This window comes from Pseudomonas sp. PGPR N4, assembly GCF_059693665.1.
Genome location: NZ_JCAUKV010000001.1, coordinates 803,021 through 827,477 on the forward strand (window position 1 = coordinate 803,021; position 24,457 = coordinate 827,477).

Annotated in this window: 20 protein-coding genes; 2 read left to right on the plus strand and 18 right to left on the minus strand. The window is 62.8% G+C overall.

The window, feature by feature from the left end:
- Positions 1-13: 13 nt before the first annotated feature.
- The 3 genes from aldA to AC58X1_RS03635 all read right to left on the minus strand — a co-directional run bounded on the left by aldA (position 14) and on the right by AC58X1_RS03635 (position 4,970).
- Positions 14-1,447 (minus strand): aldehyde dehydrogenase, encoded by a 1,434-nt coding sequence (aldA, locus tag AC58X1_RS03625; RefSeq protein ID WP_497428360.1) that lies wholly within the window; start codon positions 1,445-1,447, stop codon positions 14-16.
- A 7-nt stretch (positions 1,448-1,454) separates the two neighbouring features.
- Positions 1,455-3,647 (minus strand): PQQ-dependent dehydrogenase, methanol/ethanol family, encoded by a 2,193-nt coding sequence (locus tag AC58X1_RS03630; protein WP_497428361.1) that lies wholly within the window; start codon positions 3,645-3,647, stop codon positions 1,455-1,457.
- A gap of 195 nt (positions 3,648-3,842) precedes the next feature.
- On the minus strand, positions 3,843-4,970 hold the full coding sequence (locus tag AC58X1_RS03635) for an MFS transporter (RefSeq protein WP_497428764.1): 1,128 nt from the start codon (positions 4,968-4,970) through the stop codon (positions 3,843-3,845).
- 379 nt (positions 4,971-5,349) lie between these two features.
- Here AC58X1_RS03635 and AC58X1_RS03640 point away from each other — a divergent pair, with 379 nt between their 5' ends.
- Positions 5,350-6,357 (plus strand): aldo/keto reductase, encoded by a 1,008-nt coding sequence (locus tag AC58X1_RS03640; RefSeq protein ID WP_181087953.1) that lies wholly within the window; start codon positions 5,350-5,352, stop codon positions 6,355-6,357.
- Between the two features lie 136 nt (positions 6,358-6,493).
- On the opposite strand, the gene AC58X1_RS03645 is transcribed toward AC58X1_RS03640, so the two are convergent.
- The 15 genes from AC58X1_RS03645 to AC58X1_RS03715 all read right to left on the minus strand — a co-directional run bounded on the left by AC58X1_RS03645 (position 6,494) and on the right by AC58X1_RS03715 (position 23,192).
- The gene (locus AC58X1_RS03645) at positions 6,494-8,737 is read right to left on the minus strand and encodes a PAS domain-containing hybrid sensor histidine kinase/response regulator (protein WP_497428362.1); all 2,244 of its coding nucleotides are present in this window, start codon (positions 8,735-8,737) and stop codon (positions 6,494-6,496) included.
- Entirely contained in the window at positions 8,667-9,821 is a 1,155-nt protein-coding gene (gene nosP / locus AC58X1_RS03650) for a nitric oxide-sensing protein NosP (RefSeq protein WP_497428363.1), read from the minus strand. Before nosP ends, AC58X1_RS03645 begins: the two co-directional genes overlap by 71 nt.
- Positions 9,822-9,936: 115 nt before the next feature.
- Positions 9,937-10,707 carry a TraX family protein gene (locus AC58X1_RS03655; RefSeq protein ID WP_224785485.1) on the minus strand — a complete coding sequence of 257 codons (771 nt, stop codon included), beginning with the start codon at positions 10,705-10,707 and terminating at the stop codon, positions 9,937-9,939.
- A complete protein-coding gene (locus AC58X1_RS03660) occupies positions 10,656-11,747 on the minus strand; it encodes a metal-dependent hydrolase (protein ID WP_497428364.1) in 1,092 nt (363 codons plus the stop codon). The genes AC58X1_RS03655 and AC58X1_RS03660 overlap by 52 nt, the downstream gene beginning before the upstream one ends.
- Positions 11,748-11,874: 127 nt before the next feature.
- Positions 11,875-13,125: an OprD family porin gene (locus AC58X1_RS03665; protein WP_497428365.1), complete on the minus strand. Its 1,251-nt coding sequence runs from the start codon at positions 13,123-13,125 to the stop codon at positions 11,875-11,877.
- 64 nt (positions 13,126-13,189) lie between these two features.
- The gene (locus AC58X1_RS03670; RefSeq protein ID WP_150569225.1) at positions 13,190-14,389 is read right to left on the minus strand and encodes a benzoate/H(+) symporter BenE family transporter; all 1,200 of its coding nucleotides are present in this window, start codon (positions 14,387-14,389) and stop codon (positions 13,190-13,192) included.
- Between the two features lie 73 nt (positions 14,390-14,462).
- Positions 14,463-15,389: a catechol 1,2-dioxygenase gene (catA, locus tag AC58X1_RS03675; RefSeq protein WP_497428366.1), complete on the minus strand. Its 927-nt coding sequence runs from the start codon at positions 15,387-15,389 to the stop codon at positions 14,463-14,465.
- 44 nt (positions 15,390-15,433) lie between these two features.
- Positions 15,434-15,724, minus strand: coding sequence for a muconolactone Delta-isomerase (gene catC / locus AC58X1_RS03680; protein WP_259073574.1), 291 nt, complete (start codon positions 15,722-15,724; stop codon positions 15,434-15,436).
- A 26-nt stretch (positions 15,725-15,750) separates the two neighbouring features.
- Positions 15,751-16,872, minus strand: coding sequence for a muconate cycloisomerase family protein (locus tag AC58X1_RS03685; RefSeq protein ID WP_186698013.1), 1,122 nt, complete (start codon positions 16,870-16,872; stop codon positions 15,751-15,753).
- 30 nt (positions 16,873-16,902) lie between these two features.
- A complete protein-coding gene (locus tag AC58X1_RS03690) occupies positions 16,903-18,231 on the minus strand; it encodes an MFS transporter (RefSeq protein WP_101319531.1) in 1,329 nt (442 codons plus the stop codon).
- Between the two features lie 54 nt (positions 18,232-18,285).
- Positions 18,286-19,047: a 1,6-dihydroxycyclohexa-2,4-diene-1-carboxylate dehydrogenase gene (locus AC58X1_RS03695; protein WP_101319534.1), complete on the minus strand. Its 762-nt coding sequence runs from the start codon at positions 19,045-19,047 to the stop codon at positions 18,286-18,288.
- A 109-nt stretch (positions 19,048-19,156) separates the two neighbouring features.
- Positions 19,157-20,167, minus strand: a complete 1,011-nt coding sequence (gene benC, locus AC58X1_RS03700; RefSeq protein ID WP_497428367.1) for a benzoate 1,2-dioxygenase electron transfer component BenC — start codon at positions 20,165-20,167, stop codon at positions 19,157-19,159.
- Between the two features lie 73 nt (positions 20,168-20,240).
- Positions 20,241-20,729, minus strand: a complete 489-nt coding sequence (benB, locus tag AC58X1_RS03705) for a benzoate 1,2-dioxygenase small subunit (RefSeq protein ID WP_103437364.1) — start codon at positions 20,727-20,729, stop codon at positions 20,241-20,243.
- Positions 20,726-22,084, minus strand: coding sequence for a benzoate 1,2-dioxygenase large subunit (gene benA, locus AC58X1_RS03710; RefSeq protein WP_101323026.1), 1,359 nt, complete (start codon positions 22,082-22,084; stop codon positions 20,726-20,728). The genes benB and benA overlap by 4 nt, the downstream gene beginning before the upstream one ends.
- A 151-nt stretch (positions 22,085-22,235) precedes the next feature.
- On the minus strand, positions 22,236-23,192 hold the full coding sequence (locus AC58X1_RS03715; RefSeq protein WP_497428368.1) for an AraC family transcriptional regulator: 957 nt from the start codon (positions 23,190-23,192) through the stop codon (positions 22,236-22,238).
- A gap of 376 nt (positions 23,193-23,568) precedes the next feature.
- Between AC58X1_RS03715 and AC58X1_RS03720 the strand changes: the two genes are divergently transcribed.
- Complete coding sequence (locus tag AC58X1_RS03720; protein ID WP_101319542.1) at positions 23,569-24,453, plus strand: alpha/beta hydrolase; 885 nt, start codon at positions 23,569-23,571, stop codon at positions 24,451-24,453.
- Positions 24,454-24,457: the final 4 nt, after the last annotated feature.

The following is a 24,457-nucleotide window of genomic DNA, read 5'->3' on the forward strand; positions in this document are numbered from 1 at the left end:
CCCCCCATGTTACTCAGCCCTGGATATACACCACTTGCGTGCGCGTGTACTCATACAGCCCATGCTTGCCATCCGCCCCGCCCACCCCAGACTTGCGCGCTCCGGCGTGGAAACCCTGCATGGCCTCGAAGTTCTCGCGGTTGATGTAGGTTTCGCCAAAATCGATTTCGCGGCTGGCTTTGAGTGCGGCGTTCAGGTCGCGGGTATATAGCGACGAGGTCAGGCCGTAATCGCTGTCGTTGGCCAAGACAATCGCTTCATCCAGGTCGTCAATGATCTGGATCGGCAGGACCGGGCCGAAGATCTCCTTGCGCATGATCTCCATCTCCGCCGAACAGCCGGCCAGTACCGTCGGTTGATAGTGGAAGCCCGCACCAAGATCAGCCACCTGCCCGCCGGTAATCACCTGAGCGCCTTGCCCGACTGCCGTGCGCACCATCTGCGCGACCTTGTCCAGCCCGGCCTGATTGATCAATGGGCCCATGTCCAGGTCAGCCTGCAGCGACGGGTCGCCATAGCGCGTGGCGGCCATCGTCTGCGCGACCTTGTCGATGAAGGCATCCGCCACCGCACGCTGCACATACACTCGCTCGGCGCAGTTGCACACCTGCCCGGTGTTGATCACCCGCGAGGCAACGATCGCGCGCACGGCCAGGTCCAGGTCGGCGTCGGCCAGCACGATAGCGGGCGCCTTGCCGCCCAGTTCGAGGTTGAGCTTGGTGATGTTTGGCGCTGCCGCAGCCATGATCCGCGCCCCGGTGGCGACACTGCCAGTGAAGCTGACCAGGTCAATGCCGGCATGGCTGGTGAGGCTGTGGCCGACACTCGCACCTTTGCCGCCGACCACGTTGAACACCCCTGGCGGTAGATCGGTTTCGGCCACCAGCCGGGCAAACTCGTAGCAGTTGATCGGTGTCTCTTCGCTGGGTTTGATCACGATGGTGTTGCCGGTCAGCAGCGCCGGCGCCATCTTGCGCGCAATCAGGAAGAACGGGAAATTCCACGGCAGCACCCCCGCCACCACACCCAGGGGTTTGCGCAGCAGGAAGATGTGCTCGTTGGCGCGATCACTGCTCAGCACCTCGCCCTCCAGGCGGCGCGCCCATTCGGCCATGTAGTCGAGGTAGTCGGCAGTGAAGTTGACCTCCACCAGGGCCAACGCCGGCACCTTGCCCTGCTCCTGGGTGATGATGCGCGCCAGGCGCTCGGCATTGGCCCGCACCTTGCTGGCAATCTGGCGCAAGTAACCGGCGCGCTCGATGGCAGGTTTTGCCGCCCAGCCTTTCTGCGCACGGCGCGCTGCGTCAATCGCGCGTTCGACCTGCTCAATGGGTGACTCCGGCACCGCCCCCAACAGCTCGCCGTTGGCCGGGTTGAACACCTCGATCAGTTGTTCGCTGGCTACAAAAGCGTTGTCGATATAGTTCTGGTACAGATTATCGGGCATCGTCATCTCACTCCTTGGAGGTATTGTCGGCAAGCGGCGTGGCGGCTGCGGGCTTGGCGCTGAAACGCTGCCAGACACTGCCTTCGCTTTGCAGGTCGTGGGCGCGCTTGATCAGGTATTGGTGCACCTGTTCGACCTGCTCAGGCTTGAGCGCTTCGGCGAACGAAGGCATACCGTCCGGGATGCGCCCGCCATAGAGAATGCCGAGGAACATCTGGTGTTTTTCCGCGGTGAGCTTGCGCAGGTCCGGCAGCACGCCGCCGCTGACGGCATGGATGCCATGGCACTGCGAGCAGTTGCCGTCGTAAAGCGCAGCACCGGCGGCTACGGTTTTTTCGTCAGCAGTGAGCGCTGGCGGTTTCGGCGTGTCGGCCGGCGGTGGTGGCTCACGTAGGGTGGCGTTGCCGCCGATCTTGTAAGTCAGCACCTGGGCGAACGGCTGAACGCCGGCGCGCAGCGACAAGGCCCCGGCAAAGGTCGAGAACGCCCCGCCCCAGCCGGCCATGAAGGTCACGTATTGCTCGCCATCTACCGAATACGTGATCGGCGCAGCCATCACGCCGCTGGCAGCCGGTGATTCCCAGAGCTTTTTGCCATCGTCGGCGGCGTAGGCGATCACCCGGCCATCGGCACTGCCCTCGAACACCAGGTTGCCCGCCGTGCTCAGGGTGCCGCCGTTGAAGATGGTGATATACGGCACTTCCCAGGCAGGTGCCTGCTTGACCGGGTCCCAGGCGATCAACTTGCCTGACCAGGTTTTGGCCATTTCCAGCAGGCCTTCCGGGCCTTCGGGCATCATCCCGGTGCGCAGGCCGAGCTGGTACACGCTCTTGAACGGGTGACGCTTGGGCGCTTCCGGGATGTGCTCGTAGTAGGCCGACATGATGTGCGCCGGGATGTACACCAGCCCGGTGTTGGGGTTGTAGGACATCGGGTGCCAGTCATGTGCGCCCCAAAATGCCGGGGTCACCAGCTTGCGCTTGCCGTCCTTCCAGTACGCAGCTGCCTCATCATCGACGATTGGCCGGCCAGTCTTCATATCGATGCCCTTGGCCCAGTTGACCGGCACGAGGTTCTTCGCCGAGAGCAACTCGCCGGTGGCGCGGTCGAGCACATAGAAGAAGCCATTTTTCGGCGCCTGCATCAATACCTTGCGCTGTTTGCCGTTGATCGGCAGTTCGGCGAGGATCATGTGCTGGGTGGCCGTGAAGTCCCAGGCATCGCCCGGCGTGGTCTGGTAGTGCCAGGCGTATTCGCCGGTATCTGCATTGACCGCCACGATCGACGACAGGAACAGGTTGTCGCCCTTGGCCTGGCTGCGCCATTTCGGATCCCACAGCGAGCCGTTGCCGACGCCGATATAGAGCAGGTTCAGTTCTGGGTCATAGGCGAACGAATCCCACGCCGTGCCACCGCCGCCCTGCTCGACAAAGGCATCGCCGTGCCAGGTCTTGCTGGCGATTTCCATCGCCTTGTCTTCAGGTGGCAGCTTGGGGTCGCCAGGCACGGTGAAGAAGCGCCAGGCCTGCTTGCCGGTTTCGGCATCATAGGCGGTGACGTAGCCACGCACGCCAAACTCGGCGCCGCCGTTGCCGATCACCACCTTGCCATTGACCACACGCGGCGCGCCGGTAATGGTGTAGCTGCGTTTGTCGTCGCTGCGGGTGTCGACCGACCATACGCGCTTGCCGGTCTTGGCATCGATGGCCTCCAGGCGGCCATCGAGCACGCCGACATAGACCTTGCCCTGCCACACGGCTACGCCACGGTTGACCGCATCGCAGCAGGCTTCACCGGCCCGATGGCGATCGGACTGCGGATCGTACTTCCACAGCAGCTTGCCGTTGCGTGCGTCCAGGGCATACACAACCGAAAATGGCCCGGTGGTGTACATCACGCCGTCGACCACGATAGGCGTGGCCTCGACGCCGCGGTCCAGATCGAGCTTGTAGCTCCAGGCCAGGCCCAGTTGATTGACGTTGCTGTCATTGATGGTGTTCAGCGGGCTGTAGCGCTGTTCATCGTAGGTACGGCCATGGCTCATCCAGTTGCCGGGCTCTTTGTCGGCGTCGATGATGCGCTTGCCATCGACCTCGGCGGCAAACGCCGGGGCCAGGCAAGCCAACGCCAGGACGGCGCAACCTGCGGTTCTCATCAAGGCACCCGGCATGGGCCGGCGGTGCGGACCTGATTGGGTCATCGGGGAATCTCCGTTCTTGTTATTGGCGACACCCAGGGAACGTGTCGTAAAGAACAGGAGCAACGGCTGTGCCAGCGCCAGACATACCACTGAAATCCCCGTCGTAGAGGGCTTTATCCACTCTCGATCGTAAGCCGGCGAGCTTAAGAGTCGCCGCAGTTTCGGCACACGTGACGCAGGAATGGAACAGGTGTGTCAGTCCGAGAGAGGCTTCGATGGTAGGCTGCGAAGACGTCTCAGCAACAGACTCCCGATCAGCGCTGCAAGGACGAATGCCATCGCTAATGCCCGCAGCAAGTCCCCTTCTGCCAACGCGACCCCTGCGCTGCACAAGCCGCCAACGGTAAATACCAGCGTGTTATTCAGAGCGGCTGCCGTCCCTGCAATCTCAGGGTGCAGGCTCAACGCCCAGGTAGTCGCGGCCGGGCGCACAATCGTTGTACCGGCACTGCAGACCACCATCGACAGCATGATTGCGGTGACGGTCGGATTCAGCACGTACAGCCAGAGAAACAGCGACAACCCGGCGAGGCCGATCAAAAGCAGCCCCAGTCTGATCTGTGCACTTACCTCCATGCGTTTGTTCAAGGCACTGGCGACCACGCCGCCAATGATATAAGCCGCACCGTAAGCAATGAATATCAGTGAAAAGGCGTAGTCGGTCATCCCCAGCAGATCCATGAACAGCAAGGGTGACGTGACAATGAAAGAGAAGTGGCAGGCAAATGCCATTGCGGACAGCAGCGAATAGCTTATGAAGCGTCGATCCTTGAACAAGGTGCGATAGCCGCTCCGTGGGGCGACAGGACGCGTAGCGTCTGTGAGCGAAAGACTACACAGCAACACAGCTAACGCCGCGAGCACGACGAACGCCTGAAAGCTGCCCTGCCAACCAAGCCACTGTTGCAAAAAACTGCCTGCCAGCGGTGATAGGGAGATAAACAAACCACTGGTGGTAGTCAGCAAAATTCGCATCGAATTGCGCCGATGTTCGCTATAAAGGTCCTGAACCAGTGCATGGCTGAGTACAAAACAACCGCATCCCGCGGCCTGCACCAAGCGGAACACCATGAAAGACGAAAAGTCCCAGGCATAAATACAGCCCACGGCACCTGAGGCCGCCGTTATCAGTCCGACTAACAACAGGCGTTTACGGCCAAGGCGATCGGATAGCGGTCCGATCCAGCACTGCGACAGCGCGACCGCAACGGCGAACAGGCTGATGGACCAGGCGATATCTCGGGTTAGCACCGAAAATTGTGAAGACAACGCTGGGAATGATGGAAGTATCACATCAAGGGGGAATATCCCAAGTAAGCTCATCAGTACCAGTACAGTAACTAACAGCCGATTTTCAGATGATTGATCTTTAAGCACTACGCACCTCAGCACTACGAATCAGCGGCATGGTTACCGGCGGATATTGCGTCTCCAGGCTGCATCAAGGATCGCTGTCTCGTTATGCGCGTGGCAATAAGCACAGGCAGGAAAAAAATCCCATAGCGTTGTGAGGGATTTCGCTAACTATCAGCTGCGTATAAACATCATGTTGAGTATTTGAAAATGCTGTTGGCGCTGCGCGACACAATGCCGCGCACATTTACAGGCAGGATCAGGCAACAACCCCGCTGTTTTGCCCTTTCAAACCCCGCCGCTTGCCTGTAAAAAAGGTCATCCCCCTCCCCACTCAAGGACCTTCCCCATGCTCTATCGCCCTCTTGGCCAAAGCGGCCTGCAGGTTTCAGCCCTGACCCTGGGCAGCATGATGTTCGGCGAGCAGACCAGCGCCGAGGATTCGCTGCGGATCATCGACAAGGCCTGGGATCAGGGCGTCAACTTTGTCGATACCGCCGACGTCTACAACGGCGGGCGCTCGGAGCAGATCGTTGGCGAGGCGGTGGCGCGCAACCGGCAGGACTGGGTGGTTGCCTCCAAAGCGGGATTCGGTGCAGTGGACGGCTTGCCCAACCGCAGCGGGCTGTCGCGCAAGCATCTGTTCAATGCCATCGAAGCCAGCCTGACGCGCATGGGCACCGATTACCTGGACATCTACTACCTGCACCGCGAAGACCATAGTGTGCCGCTGGAAGAAACCGTGCGGGCCATCGGGGATCTGCTGCAGCAGGGCAAGATCCGTTACTGGGGCGTGTCCAATTTCCGCGGCTGGCGCATCGCCGAGATCTGCAACGTGGCCGAGCGCCTGGGTGTGGCCAAGCCGGTGGTGAGCCAACCGCTGTACAACATCGTCAACCGCCAGGCCGAACCCGAGCAGTTGACCGCTGCGGGTTATCACGGGCTCGGCGTGGTGCCGTTCAGCCCATTGGCGCGGGGCGTGCTCAGCGGCAAGTACGCACCGGGTTCCGAGCCTGACGCCGGTAGCCGTGCCGGGCGCCAGGACAAGCGCATCATGGAGGTGGAATGGCGTCAGGAGTCACTGACCATCGCGCGCAAGATCCAGGCCTACTGCGAGGGCAAAGGCGTCGGTATCGTCGAGTTCGCGATTGCCTGGGTGCTGAACAATCGGCTGGTCAGCTCGGCCATCGTCGGGCCGCGCACCGAAGCGCAGTGGGACACCTATGCCGGGGCACTGCAGGTGAAGATCACCGCCGAAGATGAAGCCTTCATCGATGCGCTGGTGACCCCAGGCCACGCCTCGACTCCAGGCTTCAACGATGTTGCCCACTTTGTCAGCGGCCGGCTGGCACGCTAACAAAGCCGCTAACTGGCCGCTGTCCCCCGTAGGAGCGGCCTTGTGTCGCGAAAGGGCTGCGTAGCGGCCCCATGATTATGCAGCACCGCAAATAGCCGGGCCCGCTGCGCGCGCCTTTCGCGACACAAGGCCGCTCCTACATGCCGCTTGACGACCCAAGCAGGTGGCTGATCGCGGTCTTGAGCTTCATCGGCCGCACCGGTTTGTGCATCAGGGTGTGGCCAAGCAGGCGCACCTGCTGCTTGAGCTCATTGCTGTAATTGGCGGTGATCATCAGCACCGGTATGGCCCGGTCGCGGCAGGCGTTGATCGCCGCTACCGCCTCGATGCCGGTGCGGTCATGGTCCAGGTGATAATCGGCGATCAACAGGTCGACCCGCGCCCTTGGCAGGGCGACCTGACGCTGCAGGTCCGCTTCACTGGCCGCCGTGGTGACCTTGCAGCCCCACTGTTCGAGCAAGCTGCGCATGCCGGCGCAGATCGCTCCGTCGTTATCCAGCACCCAGATCCGCGCATCCTGCAGCGATTGCAGCTGCGGCCTGTCCTGCTGCAACGCTGAGCCTTTGCTCACAGGGCGCTGGCAGCATGGGACTTCGACCGAGAATACCGAACCTTTGCCGGGCACCGAGCGCAGCTGGATGGGATGCCCGAGGATGCCGGCGATCTTGTCGACAATCGCCAGGCCCAGCCCCAGGCCGCGATCCTGGTCCGGCCGCTGCGCCTCGCCGCGCTTGAACTCCTGGAACACTTCGCGGCACTTGTCCGCTGCGATGCCGATGCCGGTATCCCACACCTCGATCAACACCTTGTCGCCGCGCCGCCTGCAACCGAGCACGATCCGCCCGCTGGGGGTGTAGCGCACGGCGTTGCTGAGCAGGTTGCGCAGGATCCGCGCCAATAGCTGCATGTCACTGCGCACGCGCAAGCGGCTCGGCACGTAGTCAAGACGCAGGCCTTCGCTGGCGGCTACGGTAGCGTGCTCGGCCGCGAGGTTGTCGAGCAGGTCGCTCAGGGCAAAACTGGCGACATCGGCGCGGATCACCCCGGCGTCGAGCTTGGAGATATCCACCAGCGTGCCGAGCAGGCTCTCGACGCCATCCAGGGCGTTGCTGACGTTGTGGATCAACGGGCCTGCGCCAGGCTGTTCGAGCAAGGCACTGGTAAACAGCCGGGCGGCATTCAGCGGCTGCAACAGGTCATGGCTGACTGCGGCGAGAAATTTGGTTTTCGACAGCGTGGCCTGCTCGGCATCGGCCTTGGCATCGCGCAGGCTGGCTTCCATACGGCGGCGCTGGTCAATCTCGCCCAGCAGTTGGCGATTGAGGCTGGTCAGTTCGGCGGTGCGCTCGTGCACGCGCAGTTCCAGGTGCTGATAGGCCTGATGCAGCGCTTCGGCATGGGCGTAGCGCTCGGTGATATCGGTGAAGGTGTTGACGAAACCGCCTGTGGGCAATGGATGCGTACGAATTTCCAGCATGCGCCCGTCGAACAGACGCTGCTCCAACTCCGGCAGCGGCTGGTCGTGGTCGTCGCGGCTGGCGGGCGTCAGCAAGGCCAGCTCGCTGTCGGCAATCACGTCGGCAAACTGCCGATGGCTGGCAATCGGTGCCAGGCCACTGACCTCGAGAAAGCGTCGGTTCCACAGCTCCAGCACGCCCTCGGCGTTGACCATGGCCAGGCCCTGCGACAGGTTGTCGACCGCCCGCTGCAGCAGGAACGACTTATGCGCCAGGGCCTGCTCGCGGCGGTGGTTCTCACGCAGCTTGACCCGGGTGACGTCGGTGAAAAGCATCACCCGGCCACCATCGCGGGTCGGCCGTTCGCTGACCTGTAACCAGCGCTCGTTGCGCAGCCGATACAACGGTTGCTCGTCGCTGCTGGCACGGGGTTCTTCGCGCAGCAGGTTGTGCATCAGCCGTTTCACCTCGACCAGCTGCATACCGCTGGCCACGCGCAATCGGCTGTTGGCCCAGAGCGCCTTGAAGCGCCGGTTGAACAGCACCACGCGCAGGTCGGCATCGAACAGCACGAACGCATCGGAAATACTCTCGATGGCATCCACCAGCCGCTGGTGGGCAGTTTCGGCGCGCTGATGCGCGTCGCTGAGCAACAGGTGGCTGGCCTTGAGTTCGACCAATACCTGGTTCAAGGCATCAGTGCGCTCGCGCACCTGCTCGGCCAACACCACCGAATGCTGGAACGCGGCAAAGGCATCGTCCGGTCGCGCCGCACCGGACTCCAGCCGCTCGATCAACGCTGCATTGATGCGCTTGAGCTTGTGGTTGTCGCGTTGCAGCTGGCTGATCTGCTCAGCCGGCGATGCGCTCGCGCGGCTGTCCGATGGCAACGCCGGTGAAGGTTTGGTTGATATGCATGCCATTGAACTGCTCCCCATAGGTGTTGAAGCCCAGCACCTGCTGGCTGCGCAACAACGCGCTGACCTCGGCCACAGCAGCGCCCTCGCTCTCCAGCTCGAGGCGGCGCAGTACGCAGTCGCAGCCGATGGTCAGCAGCAACGGCCCGAGGCGCTGGCGCAGGCCCTCGAACAACGATTGCAGGTTGGCCAGCAGCGGACCGGGGCGCATTGCGGTGAGGACGATGCCGTTCTCCACCGCGCAGTAGAAGCTTAGGCTGCCATCCTCATGTACCTGCTGAATGGCCCGCACGTAGTGGTTCTGGTTGATCCGCAGCGCCAGTGGGTGCGCCGCAAACAGCCGATGATCGAGCGCACCCACGGGTACACCGATCAACTGGGCGTATTCAGCGGCTGCCGGCTCGGCGTTCAGCTCATAGACCCGGCGCAGCTGACGGTCGGCGCGAGTCACCACCAGTTTCTCGCTGCGCGGCTGAATGTGATCGGCGCTGAACACCTCGAACTCCAGCCAGGTATTGACCAGCAACAAAACCGCCGCACCGCTGTGGAAGGCACCGTTGTAATACACATGTGTGCGGCTGAGGTGATTGTCATCACCTGCCGAGCCGCCGAACTGCGGGATATCGCCCAGCGCCGCTGCCAGGGCAGCCAGCACCACCTCTTCCCGGCTGGACAGGCCGTCGAACAGGGTCAAGGCAAAGCTGTGCGCCTTGATCGGTGCCAGGCTGTTGCGTCGGCAGTCTTCGACCAGCTGGGCAACCAGCGCCTGCGCGTCGAGCAGGCTGAAACCGGGTACCGCTTCCACCAGGCCAGCGGCGATGGAGAAGTAGCGCCGGTCGAAACCGACCGCGGTGATACAACCGCGCGCATAGCCCTCCGGGGTCAGTTCGCCGGCGCTGGTGCAGCCGGCCAGCCCCACCGCCGGAAATTGCCCCTGTAGCGCAGCCGCCAATACCGGCAGATCGTATTCGGCAGAGCAGAAAAACAGCACAAAGCCTAGCTCGGCATGCCGCAGTTGATCAGCCAGCTCACCGGCTGCCTGAGTAGCACAGGTAGCCCGCGACAGTGCGCTGAAGACGCCTTCGCTCATAAGTCGAATTCCGAGAGAGATACAGCCATGGCCGCAGGATAGGCAAGCCTGCGGCTCAGCCGAATGCTACTTGGGTAGGGGGTCGGGGTGGCATTGGTTGTACGCGGCCCTCGCGCTAAATACCAAGGGCTGCGGCCAGACGTTGCAGGCCGGCGATAAGCGCCAGATGCAGCGGATAGAACGCATAACCCCAGCGCCCGACCCGCGGTACCTGCCAGCGTTCCTGACGCGCCAGCCACAGGCCTATAGGCAACGACATTGCTGCGGTGCTCAGGATGACCAGAGCGATGGGTTGCAACGGATGCGCACGTAACCAACTGTTGGTCACGTTGCCCGCCACCGCCAACCCACATGGCAGCAGCCAGCCGGCGCCGCCGTAGCGCCTGGCGATCAGAATCGCGGCGGGGAGCAGGACGCCAGGCAAGCCGTACATCAGGTGATCACTGAACAGCGCTGCAGTCAGCGCAGCGCTCAAGCCGAGCAGGCAGGCCAGCGCCTGTCGATGGTGTATTGCCCAAGCCAGCAACAACCCGAGCGTCAGGGTCGGGATCACGTTTAGCGTCTGCGAACCGGTGTCCAGCCAGCGGTACGGGCCTTCGGACAGCACGCCAAATACCAGCAGCCAACCGAGATAGCGCGCCGCGCTGCGGCTGGGCCACATAGCCGGGTCGCTGCGCCCGACGTTGATTGCCAACGCCAGGCAGAACAACGGAAATGCCAGCCGGCCGATGACAAACAAACCGTCGGCAGCTGGCCATAGGTAACGCAGGTGGTCAGCGACCATGGTCACCATCGCCGTCCACTTGACCAAATCCAGCCCGGCCGAGCGCACGGTTATTGCCCGGACTCGCTGCTCACCATTGGCTGCAGGTACTTGGCGGTCCATGCCGCTAACGGCAGCGGCGGTTGTTGATGAATGATGCGGCGCCAGATCAGACCAAGGTCTTCCAGGTTGAACATCGAGTTGGCCGATGTGCCCGACCAGGCTGTTGGCGTGCCGACGCTCCACTGGCCAGTGCTGTCGCGGCTGGCCATCTGGAAGCGGAACGTGTAGTTGCCGGGAATGCCCATGCGCAGGTCGGTCACCACCAAGGCATCACCGACCTCGTCGTAACGCAGCCAGTCTCCCGTGAACCAGCGCAGACGCGCGTGCAGTGGGTCATCACCAAGGCGCTTGGCTGCCTCGAGGTTGCGCGAATGACGCAGCATTTCCGGCGGCTCGCGATCGAACACGCTGCTGACGCCCTCGAAGTAATGGCCGTCCGCGGTTTTCGCCATCACCCGCCAGACCAGACTGTTAAAGGCGATAGGCACGGCACGCACTTCGGTCACTGCTACGCCTTGCTGATCCAGAGCAGCTGCAAAGCGCTGCTCGGCATGCATACGCGCGCCCAGGCCAAAGCCGAGGTAGGCGGTACTGAACAGCAATGCGCAGGTCATCAACGCAATCGCCCTGCCCTGCATGCCGCGAATCGCCGCGAACAGCACAGTAAACAACAGCGGCAAGGTGTAGACCGGATCAATAATGAACACCGCCGCCCAACTTTCCGGGATCAGTTGCAACGGCCAGAACAACTGGGTGCCATACACGGTGAAGGCATCGAGTACCGGATGCGTGATGAGCACCAGCCAGAACGCGGCGAACAGCCTTGGCCAGCGATAGCAGCGCTCCGGCCAGTACTTATGGCCAAGCCAGGTCACCAACCAGGCCAACAACAGGGCCAGGCCGGTGAGCACGAACAGTGAATGCGAGAAACCACGGTGGAAAGTCATCTGCGACACCGGATCGGCATAGCGGATGATCACATCGAGGTCTGGCAAGGTGCCCAGGGCGGCGCCGTAGAGCAATGCCCGGCGGCCTTGAATACGGCCTAGCACCGAGCCTTGCAGCGCTGCGCCGAGCACCGCTTGAGTGAGTGAGTCCAAAGGTCAGGTTTCCACAAAAAGTCTGTTGGCAACCTACCTGCATCGCCGGTCACTGTGCAAACGCTATCGCCGTAGCGCAGCGTTTGCAGCGGGCTGGCAACTCAGCCATCTGTGAGTGGCGCGGGTCTCACAGCAACTGCCATGTGTAGGCCAGAATCAGCCGGTTTTCGTCGATATCGCTGCGATAATTCGAGCGCGCCACCGCGTTTCTGACACGAATACCCAAACCCTTGAACACCCCGCTCTGCACCGCATAACCAATATCCAGATCGCGCTCGCGGTCCTTGCCCTCGAAGCCGCGGCCGGTATCGACATTGTTGCCGGTTATGTAGCGCACCGTCGCGGTCAGGCCAGGGATGCCCATGGCGGCAAAGTTGTAGTCATAGCGCGCTTGATAGGAGCGCTCATCGGTGTAGGCAAACTCATAGGTGGGCACCTCATTGCCCAGCGGAGTGATATTGGCGAATACCCGTGGAAACGGGCTTTCGCCATAGATGCCCTGATAGCCGACGTGAAAGCTATGTCCGCCATGCCGGGCTGTCAGCAACGAGAAGAACGCCTGGTTGTCGATCTGGCCAAGCAAGGCATCGCCGTCCTCGCGGGCAGTGAAATAACCCAGGTTGGCGCTGAGCACCCAGTCGCCGAACGGCTTGCTGTGCTTGAGGCCGACAAAGCCCTGCTGGTAGATGTCTTCGAGCTGGCCATACCACAGGCTGGCGCTGGTCTGCTTGTCGTTGAAGACATAGTCACCGCCCAGGTAATTGAACGCGTCACTCGCGACCTGGCGCATCGGCACATGGCCAAGCATGGCGTTGAGTTTGTCATCCCCGCCTTCGTTGCGCAGGTGCGTCGAAGACAAATGCCCAGCCTGCACGGTCAGCCCGTTGATCTCGGCGGAGTTGAGGCTGACGCCCTGATAGGTGGGTGGCAGCAGGCGAATGTCGCTGAAGGTCAGCACCGGCAGATTCGGCTGCAGCTCGCCCACGCGCAGCTCGGTTTGCGATACGCGTGCTTTGAAGGTGCCAGCCAGGCGACTGTAATCGCTTGCCGCACGCCCGTCGCCATGCACTGGCAACAGTCCGCTGTTGACCCGGTCCGGACTGCTATCGAGGCGAATCCCGAGCAAGCCCAGTGCATCGACGCCGAAACCGATCGGGCCAGGGGTGTAGCCGGACTTGAAATCGAGGATGAAGCCCTGGGCCCACTCCTCGGCCTTGGACTGCTGGTTGGCGCCGACGATGTCAGAGAAATCCCGGCTGAAATAGTAGTTGCGAGCACTGAGGCTGGCTTTGGCGTCTTCGAAAAAGCTGCTTTCAGCAGCCAGCAGGGGTTGGCTGAGCAAGGTTATGCCCAGGGCGACACAGGCGTTAGGTTTCATCGCGAAGCTCTCTTGATCTTGTTTTTATGAATGGATCGCTACTACGGTTTTGCACTACGGATTTTCAGGGGTTACGGCGCAGGGCATCCCCCGCCTGCGGCCGCCGCAAACGCAGCAAGGCATGCGCACAGAGGCCGAACAGCAAGCCCCAGAACGCTGCCGACAAGCCCAGAAAGGCAACACCGGAGGCCGTCACCAGAAAGGTGAACAACCCGGCATCACGCTCGCTCGGTTCGGCCAGGCTGCGGGCCAGTGCCTCGCTGATCGCGCCATACAAGGCGAGTCCCGCCAGGGCGGCAATCAATGCAGCAGGAAAAGCGGCAAACAACGACATCAGGGTCGCGCCGGCGATGCCCAGCAGCAGATACAAGCCACTGCCGGCCAATGCCGCGATGTAGCGTCGACGCGGGTCTTCGTGAGCTTCGCGGCCGGTGCACAGGCTGGCGGTGACGGCGGCGAGGTTGAGTCCGTGGCAGCCGAACGGCGCCAACAGCATGCCGCCCAGGGCACTGGCACTGATCAACGGGCTTGCCGGCGTCTGGTAACCCGCATTGCGCAGCACGGCCATACCCGGCATGAACTGCCCGGTCAGGGCCACCAGCACCAGCGGCAAGGCCAGGCTGAACACTGCCGACAGGCTGAATTGCGGGGTGATCAACTGCGCGGTAGCAAACTCCAGGACCAACGCCTCACTGCGCAGCTGGCCGCTGAGCACTGTGATCAACGCGCCAACGGCCAACACCGCCGCCACCGCATAGCGGGGCTGCAAGCGCCGCATCAGCACATAAGTGATGAACATCGCCACGACCAGCGTCGGTTGCACCGGCAAGGCGCGAAACACTTCAACGCCAAAGCTGAACAGAATGCCGGCCTGCATGCCTGCCGCAATCGAGCCCGGCAGGCGTGCGATCAAGCCGTCGAACGCACCACTCAGGCCAATCAACAGCAAGATTAGATTGGCCACCAGATAGGCGCCGACCGCTTGCTCGAGACCAATCTGCGGCAGCGCAGTCACCAGCAGTGCCGAGCCTGGAATCGACCAAGCGATAACTACCGGCACCCGATAACGCAGGGTCAATACCGCGCCAAGCACGGCGCTGCCCATCGACACGGCCCACACCCACGACGACAACTGGCCGTGGGACAGGCCCGCAGCCTCGGCAGCATGGAAGATGATCACCAGCGGGCCGGCGTAGGAAATCATCGTCGCCAGCAGGCCGGCGACGATGGCAGACAACGAACAATCCTTGATCAGGTCTTTCATGGAACCTCTGGCCAGACCGGGGCCGGACGGGATGTCCGGCATGGGTTGTTCAAGCAACGTCAAGTGAGGGCGATTACGCCTGCTGCAATGCCCGCGGCCGACCGCTGCGTTGCTCGGCCTCGCTGTCCGGCGCGCGCTGCAGCTGGAAGTCGAAGCGCAGCTCGGCATAGCGCCCGCTCACGCCCCGCGTGCCGTCTTCGCGCATCTGCACTTCGCCGACCAGGCCGTCACGGGTGGCGTAGGCGAAGTCGTCCCACAGGTACTTGTCGCCAGCCAGGTTGATCTGCGTGGTCAGGTGCCGATAGCCCGGCGCCGAGATGAAGAAGTGGATATGCGCCGGGCGTTGGCCATGCCGGCCGAGCAGGTCCAGGCACTCCTGGGTTGGGCCTTGCGGGTCACAGCCGTAACCCGATGGCACGATCGAGCGCGCGCGGTAATAGCCCTCGGCATCGGTGACGATGCGCCGACGCAGGTTGTATTCGGACTGGCTTTGGTCGAAGAACGAGTAAGTGCCACGGGTGTTGGCATGCCACAGGTCAACCGTGGCGCCGGGTACAGGCTGGCCAGCCGGATCGAGGACCTGGCCTTCGAGGAACATCACCGTGGCTACGCCCTCCTCGCTGCCATCGTCCATGCGCACCTGGCCCGCGGCAATCGGCGCGCCGGCGACATACAACGGCCCTTCGATGGTGCGCGGAGTGCCACCGGCAAGGCCGACGGCGGTGTCCTTGGCGTCCTGCAACAGGTCGAGGAAGTGCTCGATACCCAGGCCCGCGACCAGCAACCCGGCCTCACCACGACCGCCCAGGCGATTGAGGTAGTCAACGGCGTGCCAGAACTCGTTTTCGCTGATCTCAAGGTCCTCGATCAGGCGCGCGCTGTCCTGCAGGACGCGCAGGATGATCCGCTTGAGCCGAGGGCTGCCTTCATCGTTACCAAACCCTGCGGCTTGTTCGAAGAACTTGGTCAGTTCGTCAGTGTGGGAAATTTTCACGGTCATGTTTGCTTACCTCTAATAATTGTTCTTGGGTGAGTCAGGCTCGATCAACGGTCGTCGCTGTGGACTGACGAGGGATGCCGGCACAGGCCGGTCACTTCGATGGCCATATACGGGAACAGCGGCAACTGCATCAGGGTGTCGTGCAGCGCCTCGACACTGGGCACGTCGAACACGCTGTAGTTGGCGTAGTGCCCGGCAATGCGCCACAGGTGACGCCAGGTGCCGTCGCGTTGCAGGCGTTGGGCCAGCTGCTTTTCGTCAGTCTTGAGCTGGGCGGCCCGGGCCGGGTCCATGTCAACGGGCAGGTTCACGGTCATCTTCACGTGGAACAGCATGGGTTTCTCCTTGGGTAAGGTCGCAATCAGCGCCGGGCGAAACGCGCCAGGCGGGTTTCATCCAGGTTCAGGCCCAATCCGGGCGTGCGTGGTACATGCAGTTGGAAGTCGCTGTAGCGCAGCGGCTGCTCGACGATGTCTTCGGTCAGCAGCAGCGGCCCGAACAACTCGGTGCCCCAGGTCAGCTGGCGCAGGGTCAAAAAGGCGTGGGCCGAGGCCAGGGTGCCGACCGCGCCTTCGAGCATGGTGCCGCCGTACAGGGCGATGCCGGCGGCTTCGGCGATCTGCGCGGTACGCAGCACGGCGCGGGGGCCGCCGTTTTTGGCGATCTTCAAAGCGAACACGCTGGCAGCACCGTCGGCGGCGAGGCTGAAGGCGTCTTCCACGCTTTCGATCGACTCGTCGGCCATGATCGGCGCCGGGCTGCGCTGGTTAAGACGGACTTGCCCGCTGCGGTTGATCCGCGCTATTGGCTGCTCGATCAGGTCGATGCCGTTGTCGCCAAGCACCTGGCAGGCACGCAAGGCTTGCGACTCATCCCAGTACTGATTGACGTCGACGCGCACGCTGGCGCGCTCGCCCAGCTCACGCTTGATTGCCACCACATGGCGCAGGTCCTGCTCCAGCGGGTTGGCGCCGATCTTCAGCTTGAACAGCCGATGGCGGCGGATCTCCAGCATGTGCTCGGCTTCAGCGATGTCGCGGGCGGTGTCGCCACTGGCGAGGGTCCAGGCCACTTCGAGGCTGTCGCGCACCCGGCCACCGAGCAGCTCGCTGACCGCCAGGCCCAGGCGTTTGCCCTGCGCGTCGAGCAGGGCACTTTCGATGCCCGACTTGGCGAAGGTGTTGCCCTTGGCCAGCTTGTCCAGCTTGAGCATGGCGGCATTGATGTTGTCGGCTGGCAGGCCGACCAGCGCCGGGGCCAGGTGCGCGTCGATGTTGGCCTTGATCCCTTCCGGGCTCTCGTAGCCGTAGGCCAGGCCACCGATGGTGGTCGCTTCGCCAATGCCTTCGACGCCGTCGCTGCAGCGCAGGCGCAGCACCACCAAGGTCTGCTGCTGCATGGTGTGCATCGCCAGCTTGTGCGGGCGAATGGTCGGCAGGTCGACGATGATCGCCTCCAGCCGGTCGATAGTCGGGCTTGTCATGCAAGGCCTCCAGTTGCGTCAGTCAAAGGGTTACGCCTGCGCCAGCGCGGCCAGGCCGTGGCGCCGGCTGCTGGCCAGGTGCACGGCCATGGCCAGCGCGGCAACCGCGCCGGGGATGGCAAAGGCGATGAAGTTGAGTTGCAGCGGCAGGTTGATGCCCATCAGCGCGCCGCCCAGCAGCGGGCCGACGATGGCGCCGTTGCGGCCGATACCGGAGGCCCAACCAAGGCCGGTCGAGCGCATCGACAGGCCATAGAGCTGGGCCGCGCCGGCATACAGCAGGATTTGTGTGCCGATGGTGGTGGCGCCGGCAATGAAGATCAGCAGGTACAGCACGGGCATCGGGCTGTTCACCCCAAGCAGGCTGATCGACAGCGCCGCGGCGACAAAGAAAGCGATCTTGACCTTGACCAGGTTGTAGCGATCACCCAGCCAGCCGCCGAGAATTGCCCCGGCCATGCCGCCGAAGTTCAGTGCCAGCAGGAACGACAGGCTTGAACCCAGGCTATAGCCGGCGTTGGCCATCAGTTTCGGCAGCCACGAGCTGAGCGCGTAGACCATCAGCAGGCAGCAGAAAAATGCCAGCCACAGGGCCAGGGTGCGCACTGCCAGGCCGTCACGAAACAGCTCCAGCACTGAAGCGCCCTTGCCTTTGCGCTCGCTCGCCTGCAACACATCGTCGGCCTGCACGTCGCAGTCCGGATCAAGCCGTTTGAGCAGGGCACGGGCTTCGTCGCTACGGCCCTGGCGCACCAGAAAACCAATCGACTCGGGCAGGTAGTAGAGGATCACCGGCAACAGCAGCAACGGCAGCGCTGCGGCAAAGAACATCGACTCCCAACCAAAGCGCGGCAGCAAGAAGATGCCGACACCTGCCGAAAGCATGCCGCCCAGCGAGTAACCGCTGAACATGATCGCCACCAGCGTGCTGCGCAGGCGTTTGGGTGCGTACTCGTTCATCAACGCCACGGCATTGGGCATCAAGCCGCCGCAGCCGAGCCCGGCGATGAAACGGTAGATGCCGAACTCGCTGGGGCTGCTGGCAAAGCCATTGAGGATGGTCGCGCCGGAGAACAACGCGAAACAGATGGCGATGCCCTTCTTGCGCCCGATCCGGTCCGCCAGGCTACCGAACAGCAGCGCACCGAACATCATGCCGAACAGCGCGTAGCTGCCCAGCGCGCCGGCTTGCAGTGGGGTCAGCCCCCACTCCTTCATGATCACCGGCAGCACTACGCCATAGATGAACAGGTCGTAGCCGTCGAATACCAGCAGCAGGCCGCACCAGGCCATGACCATCCAGTGGAACGGTGAAAAGCGCGCGTTATCAATGATCGGGTGAACATCCAGGGTTCGCATGGCATCGGTCTCTGTTGTTTTTGTTGTGAGAGGTAAACGCAGGCTGGGCGACTGTCAGCCGAGGTCGCCGCCGCCGACCGGCAGGGTCACGCCGGTGATGTAAGAGGCCTCGTCGGAGGCGAGAAAGAGGATCGCGTTGACCTGTTCGTCAATGCTCGCGTAGCGCTTCATCAGGCTGCTGTCCAAGGTCTGGGCAACGATCTGCTGGTACCAGGCCTTGTCCTGCTCGCTCTGCGCATCGCTGTTGCGCGGCACCCGCCGGGGTGGCGCTTCGGTGCCGCCGGGCGCAGTGGCGTTGACCCGAATACCGCGCTCGGCGGTCTCGAAGGCCAGGCAGGCGGTGAGTGCGTTGACGCCGCCCTTGGCTGCGCCATAGGGCACGCGGTTGATGCTGCGGGTGGCAATCGATGACACGTTGACGATGGCGCCGGCGCCACGCTCGAGCATGTACGGCAGCGCTGCATGGCAGCACCACAGGGTCGGGAACAGCGAACGGCGTACTTCGGCCTCGATCTGTTCCGGCTCATAGTGCTCGAACGGCTTGGCCCAGATGGTCCCGCCGACGTTGTTGACGAGGATGTCGATCCGGCCAAAGCGCTCGACCGCGCTGGCCATGACCCGGGCGCACTCGGCGTGCTGCTCGAGGTCGGCAATCAGCGTCAGCGTGCCCTCGCCGGCCAGTTCATGAACCAGCTCGGAACGGTCTACGGCTACCACTTGAGCGCCTTCGGCCTTGAGCCGCCAGCACACGCCGCGGCCAATGCCTTGGGCCGCGCCGGTGACCAGCGCGACCTTGCCTTGGAATCTGTTGCTCATCTCTGCTCTCCCCAGCGGCGCCTTCGTCTGCACGCGGCGACGCTGCTGCCATTGGCAATAAAAAAGAGGCCAGCCGCACCCGCACGATGCGGCCAGCCCCCAAGGAAACTCAGGCCGCGGCGGCGAACTTCTCGTAATAGAAGTTGGCCGGGGTGATGCCTTGTTCGCGGATGTACTGGCTGACCGCCTCGACCATCGGCGGCGGGCCGCACAGGTACACGTCGACATCGCCGTTGTTCAGGTGCGCCGGTTCGATGTGCTGGGTGACGTAGCCCTTTTGCGGGTACTCACTGTCAGGGTTGGCCACGCAGGCGCTGTAGGTGAAGTTGTTGATGCGCGCAGCCAGCGCCTGCAGGCGGTCGAGCTCGACCAGGTCGAAATCGTTGGTCACGCCGTAGATCAGGTGCAGTGGATGCGCGCTGCCGACTTCGGCGATCTTTTCCAGCATCGCCGTGAACGGTGCCAGGCCGGTGCCGCCGGCCAGCAGCAACAACGGCCGCTGGATCGGGCGCAGGTAGAAGCTACCCAGCGGGCCGGCCAGGCTCATGCTGTCGCCGGCCTTGGCCAGACTGGTAAGGAAGCTGCTCATCAGGCCGCCGGGAACGTTGCGGATGAGGAAGCTGACCTCGCCATCCTTGGGCAACGAACTGAACGAATACGCGCGGCTCTGACCGCTGCCCGGCACCTGCAGGTTGACGTACTGGCCTGGCAAGAAGGCCAGGCTGCTCAGCGCTTCACCCTTGATCGACAGGGCAATGGTGCTGGCCGACAGCTGGCGCACATCGCTGATCTCGGCCTGGAAATTGCCCTGCTCGGCTTTGCACAGCTGCGACGATGCCGGGATGCGCAGCACGCAGTCGGATTCCGCGCGCATCTGGCAGGTCAGCACGTAACCCTGGCTGATTTCTTCTGCGCTGAGGGCGTCTTCGATGAAGTCCTCACCCAGCGCATAGCTGCCCGCCTCGGCCTTGCACTTGCAGGTGCCGCAGGCGCCGTCACGGCAGTCCAGGGGGATGTTGATGCCTTGCCGATAGGCCGCATCGGCAACGGTTTCGTGGCCTTCGGCATTGATGAAGCGGGTGATTCCGTCTTCGAAATTGAGTGCGATCTGGAAGCTCATGTTGCACCTCGCGGACGAGCCTGCCCGCAGCGCGCCCTGCGGCACGCTGGTCAGTACTCGTCTTGACCAGAAGTCAGATGTGGTAGATGTCGATGACCTGGCGAACGTAGTCGTTCTTCAGCACCACTTTCTTGGCCTTGATCAGCGGCTGCTCGCCGCGCAGATCCAGGGTGTAGAAGCTGCTGCCGAAGTAACTGTCGGTGGTCTTGTAGCGAAAGCTCAGGGTGTGCCAGTTGAAGCGCACCTGACACTGCTCGCCACTGTGCTCGACAATCTCGATATTGCTCAGGTTGTGCGAGGTGCGGGTATCCGGAACTGTGGCACTTGAGCGCTCGGTCTGGATGCGGAACACGCGGTCCTCCAGCCCTCCTCGGTTGCCGTACCAGATCAGGGAAATCTCGCTTTGCGGGTCTTCGGTGAGCTGGTCGTTGTCATCCCAGGATGGCATCCAGAAGGTCGCATCGCTGGCATACAGCTCCAGCCACTGCTCCCACTGGCCATCGTCGAGGTAGCGCGCTTCGCGGTAGAGGAAGTCGCGCACGGTGTCGTACAAAGCGCTCATCGCACGGCCTCCACTGGGATCAGCTGCGGCTCCTGCTCGAGTGCCTTGAGCATGGTCTCCTGCCAATACTTGTGCTGCAGCACGAACAGGCCTTCATCTTCGGTGCGCACGCCTGACAGCAATGGCTTGAGCTCGATCTCGCGGGCGGCCTCGTCGGCCCCTTCGACCCAATGCTCGGCGCCGCGCGACATATCGTTCCAGCCAGTGCCGCCGCCGTAGCCGGTCTGGCACGAGCGGAACTCTTCGAGGTCATCCGGGGTGGCCATGCCACTGACGTTGAAGAAGTCTTCGTACTGGCGGATGCGCTTGGCGCGGGCCTCGCTGCTCTCGCCCTTGGGGGCGATGCAGTAGATGGTGATTTCGGTCTTGTTCACCGAAATTGGCCGGGCGATGCGGATCTGCGAGCTGAACTGGTCCATCAGGTACACGTTCGGGTACAGGCACAGGTTGCGCGAGTTCTCGATCATCCAGTCGGCACGGGCCTGGCCGAAATCTGCCGCCAGTTGCTCGCGGCGCTCGTAGGCCGGGCGGTCTTCCGGGTTGGCCCAGCGCGTCCACAGCAGCAGGTGGCCATGGTCGAACGAGTAGAAGCCGCCGCCCTGTTTGGCCCAGGCACCGGCGCTCATGGTCTTGATCTCGGCAGCGCTTTCGCGTTGCTTGCGCTGGTTCTGGGTAGCGGCGTAGTTCCAGTGCACCGAGCTCACGTGGTAGCCGTCGGCGCCGTTTTCGGCAGTGAGCTTCCAGTTGCCTTCGTAGATGTAGGAGCTGGAGCCACGCAGCACTTCCAGGCCCTCGGGCGACTGGTCGACGATCATGTCGATGATCTTGGCCGATTCGCCCAAGTGCTCGAGCAGCGGTTTCACATCGGCATTGAGGCTGCCGAAGAGGAAGCCGCGGTACGACTCGAAGCGCGCCACCTTGGTCAGGTCGTGCGAGCCGTCGCAGTTGAAGCTGGCTGGGTAACCGGCATTACTCGGGTCCTTGACTTTGAGCAGCTTGCCGCTGTTATTGAAGGTCCAGCCGTGGAACGGGCAGGTGTAGCTGGCACGGTTACCGCGTTTGTGCCGGCAGAGCATCGCCCCGCGGTGGCTGCAGGCATTGAGGAAGGCGTTCAGCTGGCCGTCCTTGTTGCGCGCGATGAACACCGGCTGGCGGCCCATGGTCAGCGACAGGAAGTCGTTCTTTTCAGGGATCTGGCTTTCGTGGGCCAGGTAGATCCAGTTACCTTCGAAGATGTGTTTCATCTCCAGGTCAAACAGGCGCGGGTCGGTGAACATCTCCCGCTTACAGCGGTAGACGCCCGATTCCCGGTCGTCCTCGAGCATGGCATTGAGGTAGTCGAATCCCAGGAACATGGCCAGGGTCTCCATTGTTATTGTTCAGGCCAGGTCAGGTTAGGACGAGCGCGGCGGGGGCAATATCCGGATTGTGCAGAGTGCTATCCGTTTTCTGCAGGCTTGCTGGAGGGGGCTGAGGATGTGGCGCCAGGGCGGCGCCAGCGGAGGTTCAGATGCGGCGCTTGAAGGTTTCCGAAGGCAATTCGGCGAATTGCTGGCGGTAGCTCTCGGCAAAGCGGCCCAGGTGCATGAAGCCGTAATCCATCGCCAGCTCGGTTACACTGCGCACCGAGCAGCTCGGGTCAGCCAGACACTCGTGCAGGCGCTGCAGCTTGCGCTGGCGTACATACTGCTTGGGCGTGGTGCCCAGATGCCGATCGAACAGCGCATACAACGAGCGCAGGCTCATGCAGGCCTGCTCGGCCAACGCCTCCGCCGGCAGCTCAAGCTTGAGGTTGCGTTCGATGTAATCGAGGATGCGCTCCAGGCTGGCGCCCGGCGCGCCGAGGTTCTCCCGCTGGACATTGGTGCTCATCAAGGTCAGCAGCTTGCTGGCGACGATCTGGCTGTAGTGGCCCTGCACCCGCGGCAACGAGTCACTGACCTCCGCCTCATGGCAGACCATACCCAGCAGGTTGACGAAGCCGTCCAGCTCATCCAGCCGGTAATGATTGCGCAAAAACCGCACGCCACCGCTGGGCCGCTGCCAACGCTGCTCGTCGCAGATCGATTCGAGCAGCCGGGTCGGCACCTTGAGGATGAATTTTTCGCAGTCTTCCGAGTAGGTCAGGTCGACCGGATCATCCGGGTTGATCAACAGCAATTCGCCCGGCACCAGGTGGTGCTCGCGCTGTGGCCCGCGCCACAGGCAATTGCCGTGCAGCAACACCTGCAGGTGGTAGATCGTTTCAAGCGCTGGCGAAGTAACCCGCACGCTGCCGCCATAACTGATGCGGCACAGGTCCAGCTCGGCCAGTTTGCGGTGGCTGAGGCTGGCTTGCGGATGGGTGGTGCGCGACAGGCCGATGCAGTGCTGGCCTACATGCCGGTTGACGTAATCGGAGACGGCATACGGATCAGCGTGGTGAAACACACTGCTACGCTCGCTCAACAGGCGGTTTTCCATAGGCAAGGCACTCGGCTCATTCTTGTTATCGTCGCCGCTTCCTACTGCCTCAACGGCGAGTGGTCGCGGTCGTACACGCTCAGTCTATCGGGCCGGTCGCCGGGTACAGCAGGCAAGTGACAACCGGTGGCTTGGCTACACACTACGCAATGCAAGGGCTGCCAGGCAATGCGACCTCAGTAACGGCCGGGCGAACAGCGCGCTCTTGCGGCCAGCATTTGTCCGATTATCGAACGCAGGGGATAGGCGCAGGCTCTAGATCAGTCTTCGCCTAGGGTTGATAGCCCTTTTTACTGACACAGCTTGCAATCATCCGACTACACCGCTCGGTTACTTTCCTTACACCGCAATCGGCGCTTCTGCTAAAAACGCCTGCATGCCCTCTTCTCTTTTGCTTCACCTCAAACGTCGCTGGCTCAGCTGGCTGTGCATGGCGGTGCTCCTGATCGGCCTGCCGGCCGGCTGCAGCGTACTGCAACACAAGGAGCGCGAGCTGGTGTTTCGCATCGAGCCCGGCCAGGCCAGCTGGTTCCGTGGCTTGCCCGCAGGTGTGCAGGAACTCGACCTGCGCCCGCGCAGCTTCACCGCCAACCAGAGCCTGCATGCCTGGTGGTGGCCAGCCCAGCGCGCCGACGCACCGGCCATCCTCTACCTGCACGGCGTGCGCTGGAACCTCACCGGCCAGCTATTTCGCATCGAGCAACTGCATGCCATGGGTTACTCGGTGCTGGCCGTGGACTACCGCGGTTTCGGCCAGAGCCGCGGCGACCTGCCGTCCGAGGCGACCGTCTATGAAGATGCGCAGGTGGCCTGGGAGCGCTTTGCCCAGCTGCAACCGGACCGCAACAAGCGGCTGATCTTCGGCCACTCGCTCGGCGGCGCGGTGGCTGTGGAGCTTGCGGCCGAGCTGAGCCGCCAGGCGCAAAAAGACGGCAGCCCGAGCGCTGCGCGCGGCTTGATCCTGGAATCGACCTTCACTTCGCTCGGCGATGTTGCGGCAGTGGTAGCCGATACCGCCCTGCCAGTGCGCTGGCTGCTGTCGCAAAAATTCGATTCGATCGACAAGATCGACCAGGTCGGCATGCCAGTACTGCTGGTGCACGGCCAGAACGACCGCTACGTGCCGCCACGCTTCAGCCAGCAATTATACGAGGCCGCGCAGCAGCCCAAGACCCTGCTGCTGGTGCCTGGTGCCAGCCATAACAACAGCATGAGTCTGGCCGGTCCGCGCTATCGCCAGGCGATCAAGGCACTGCTCTAGCGCG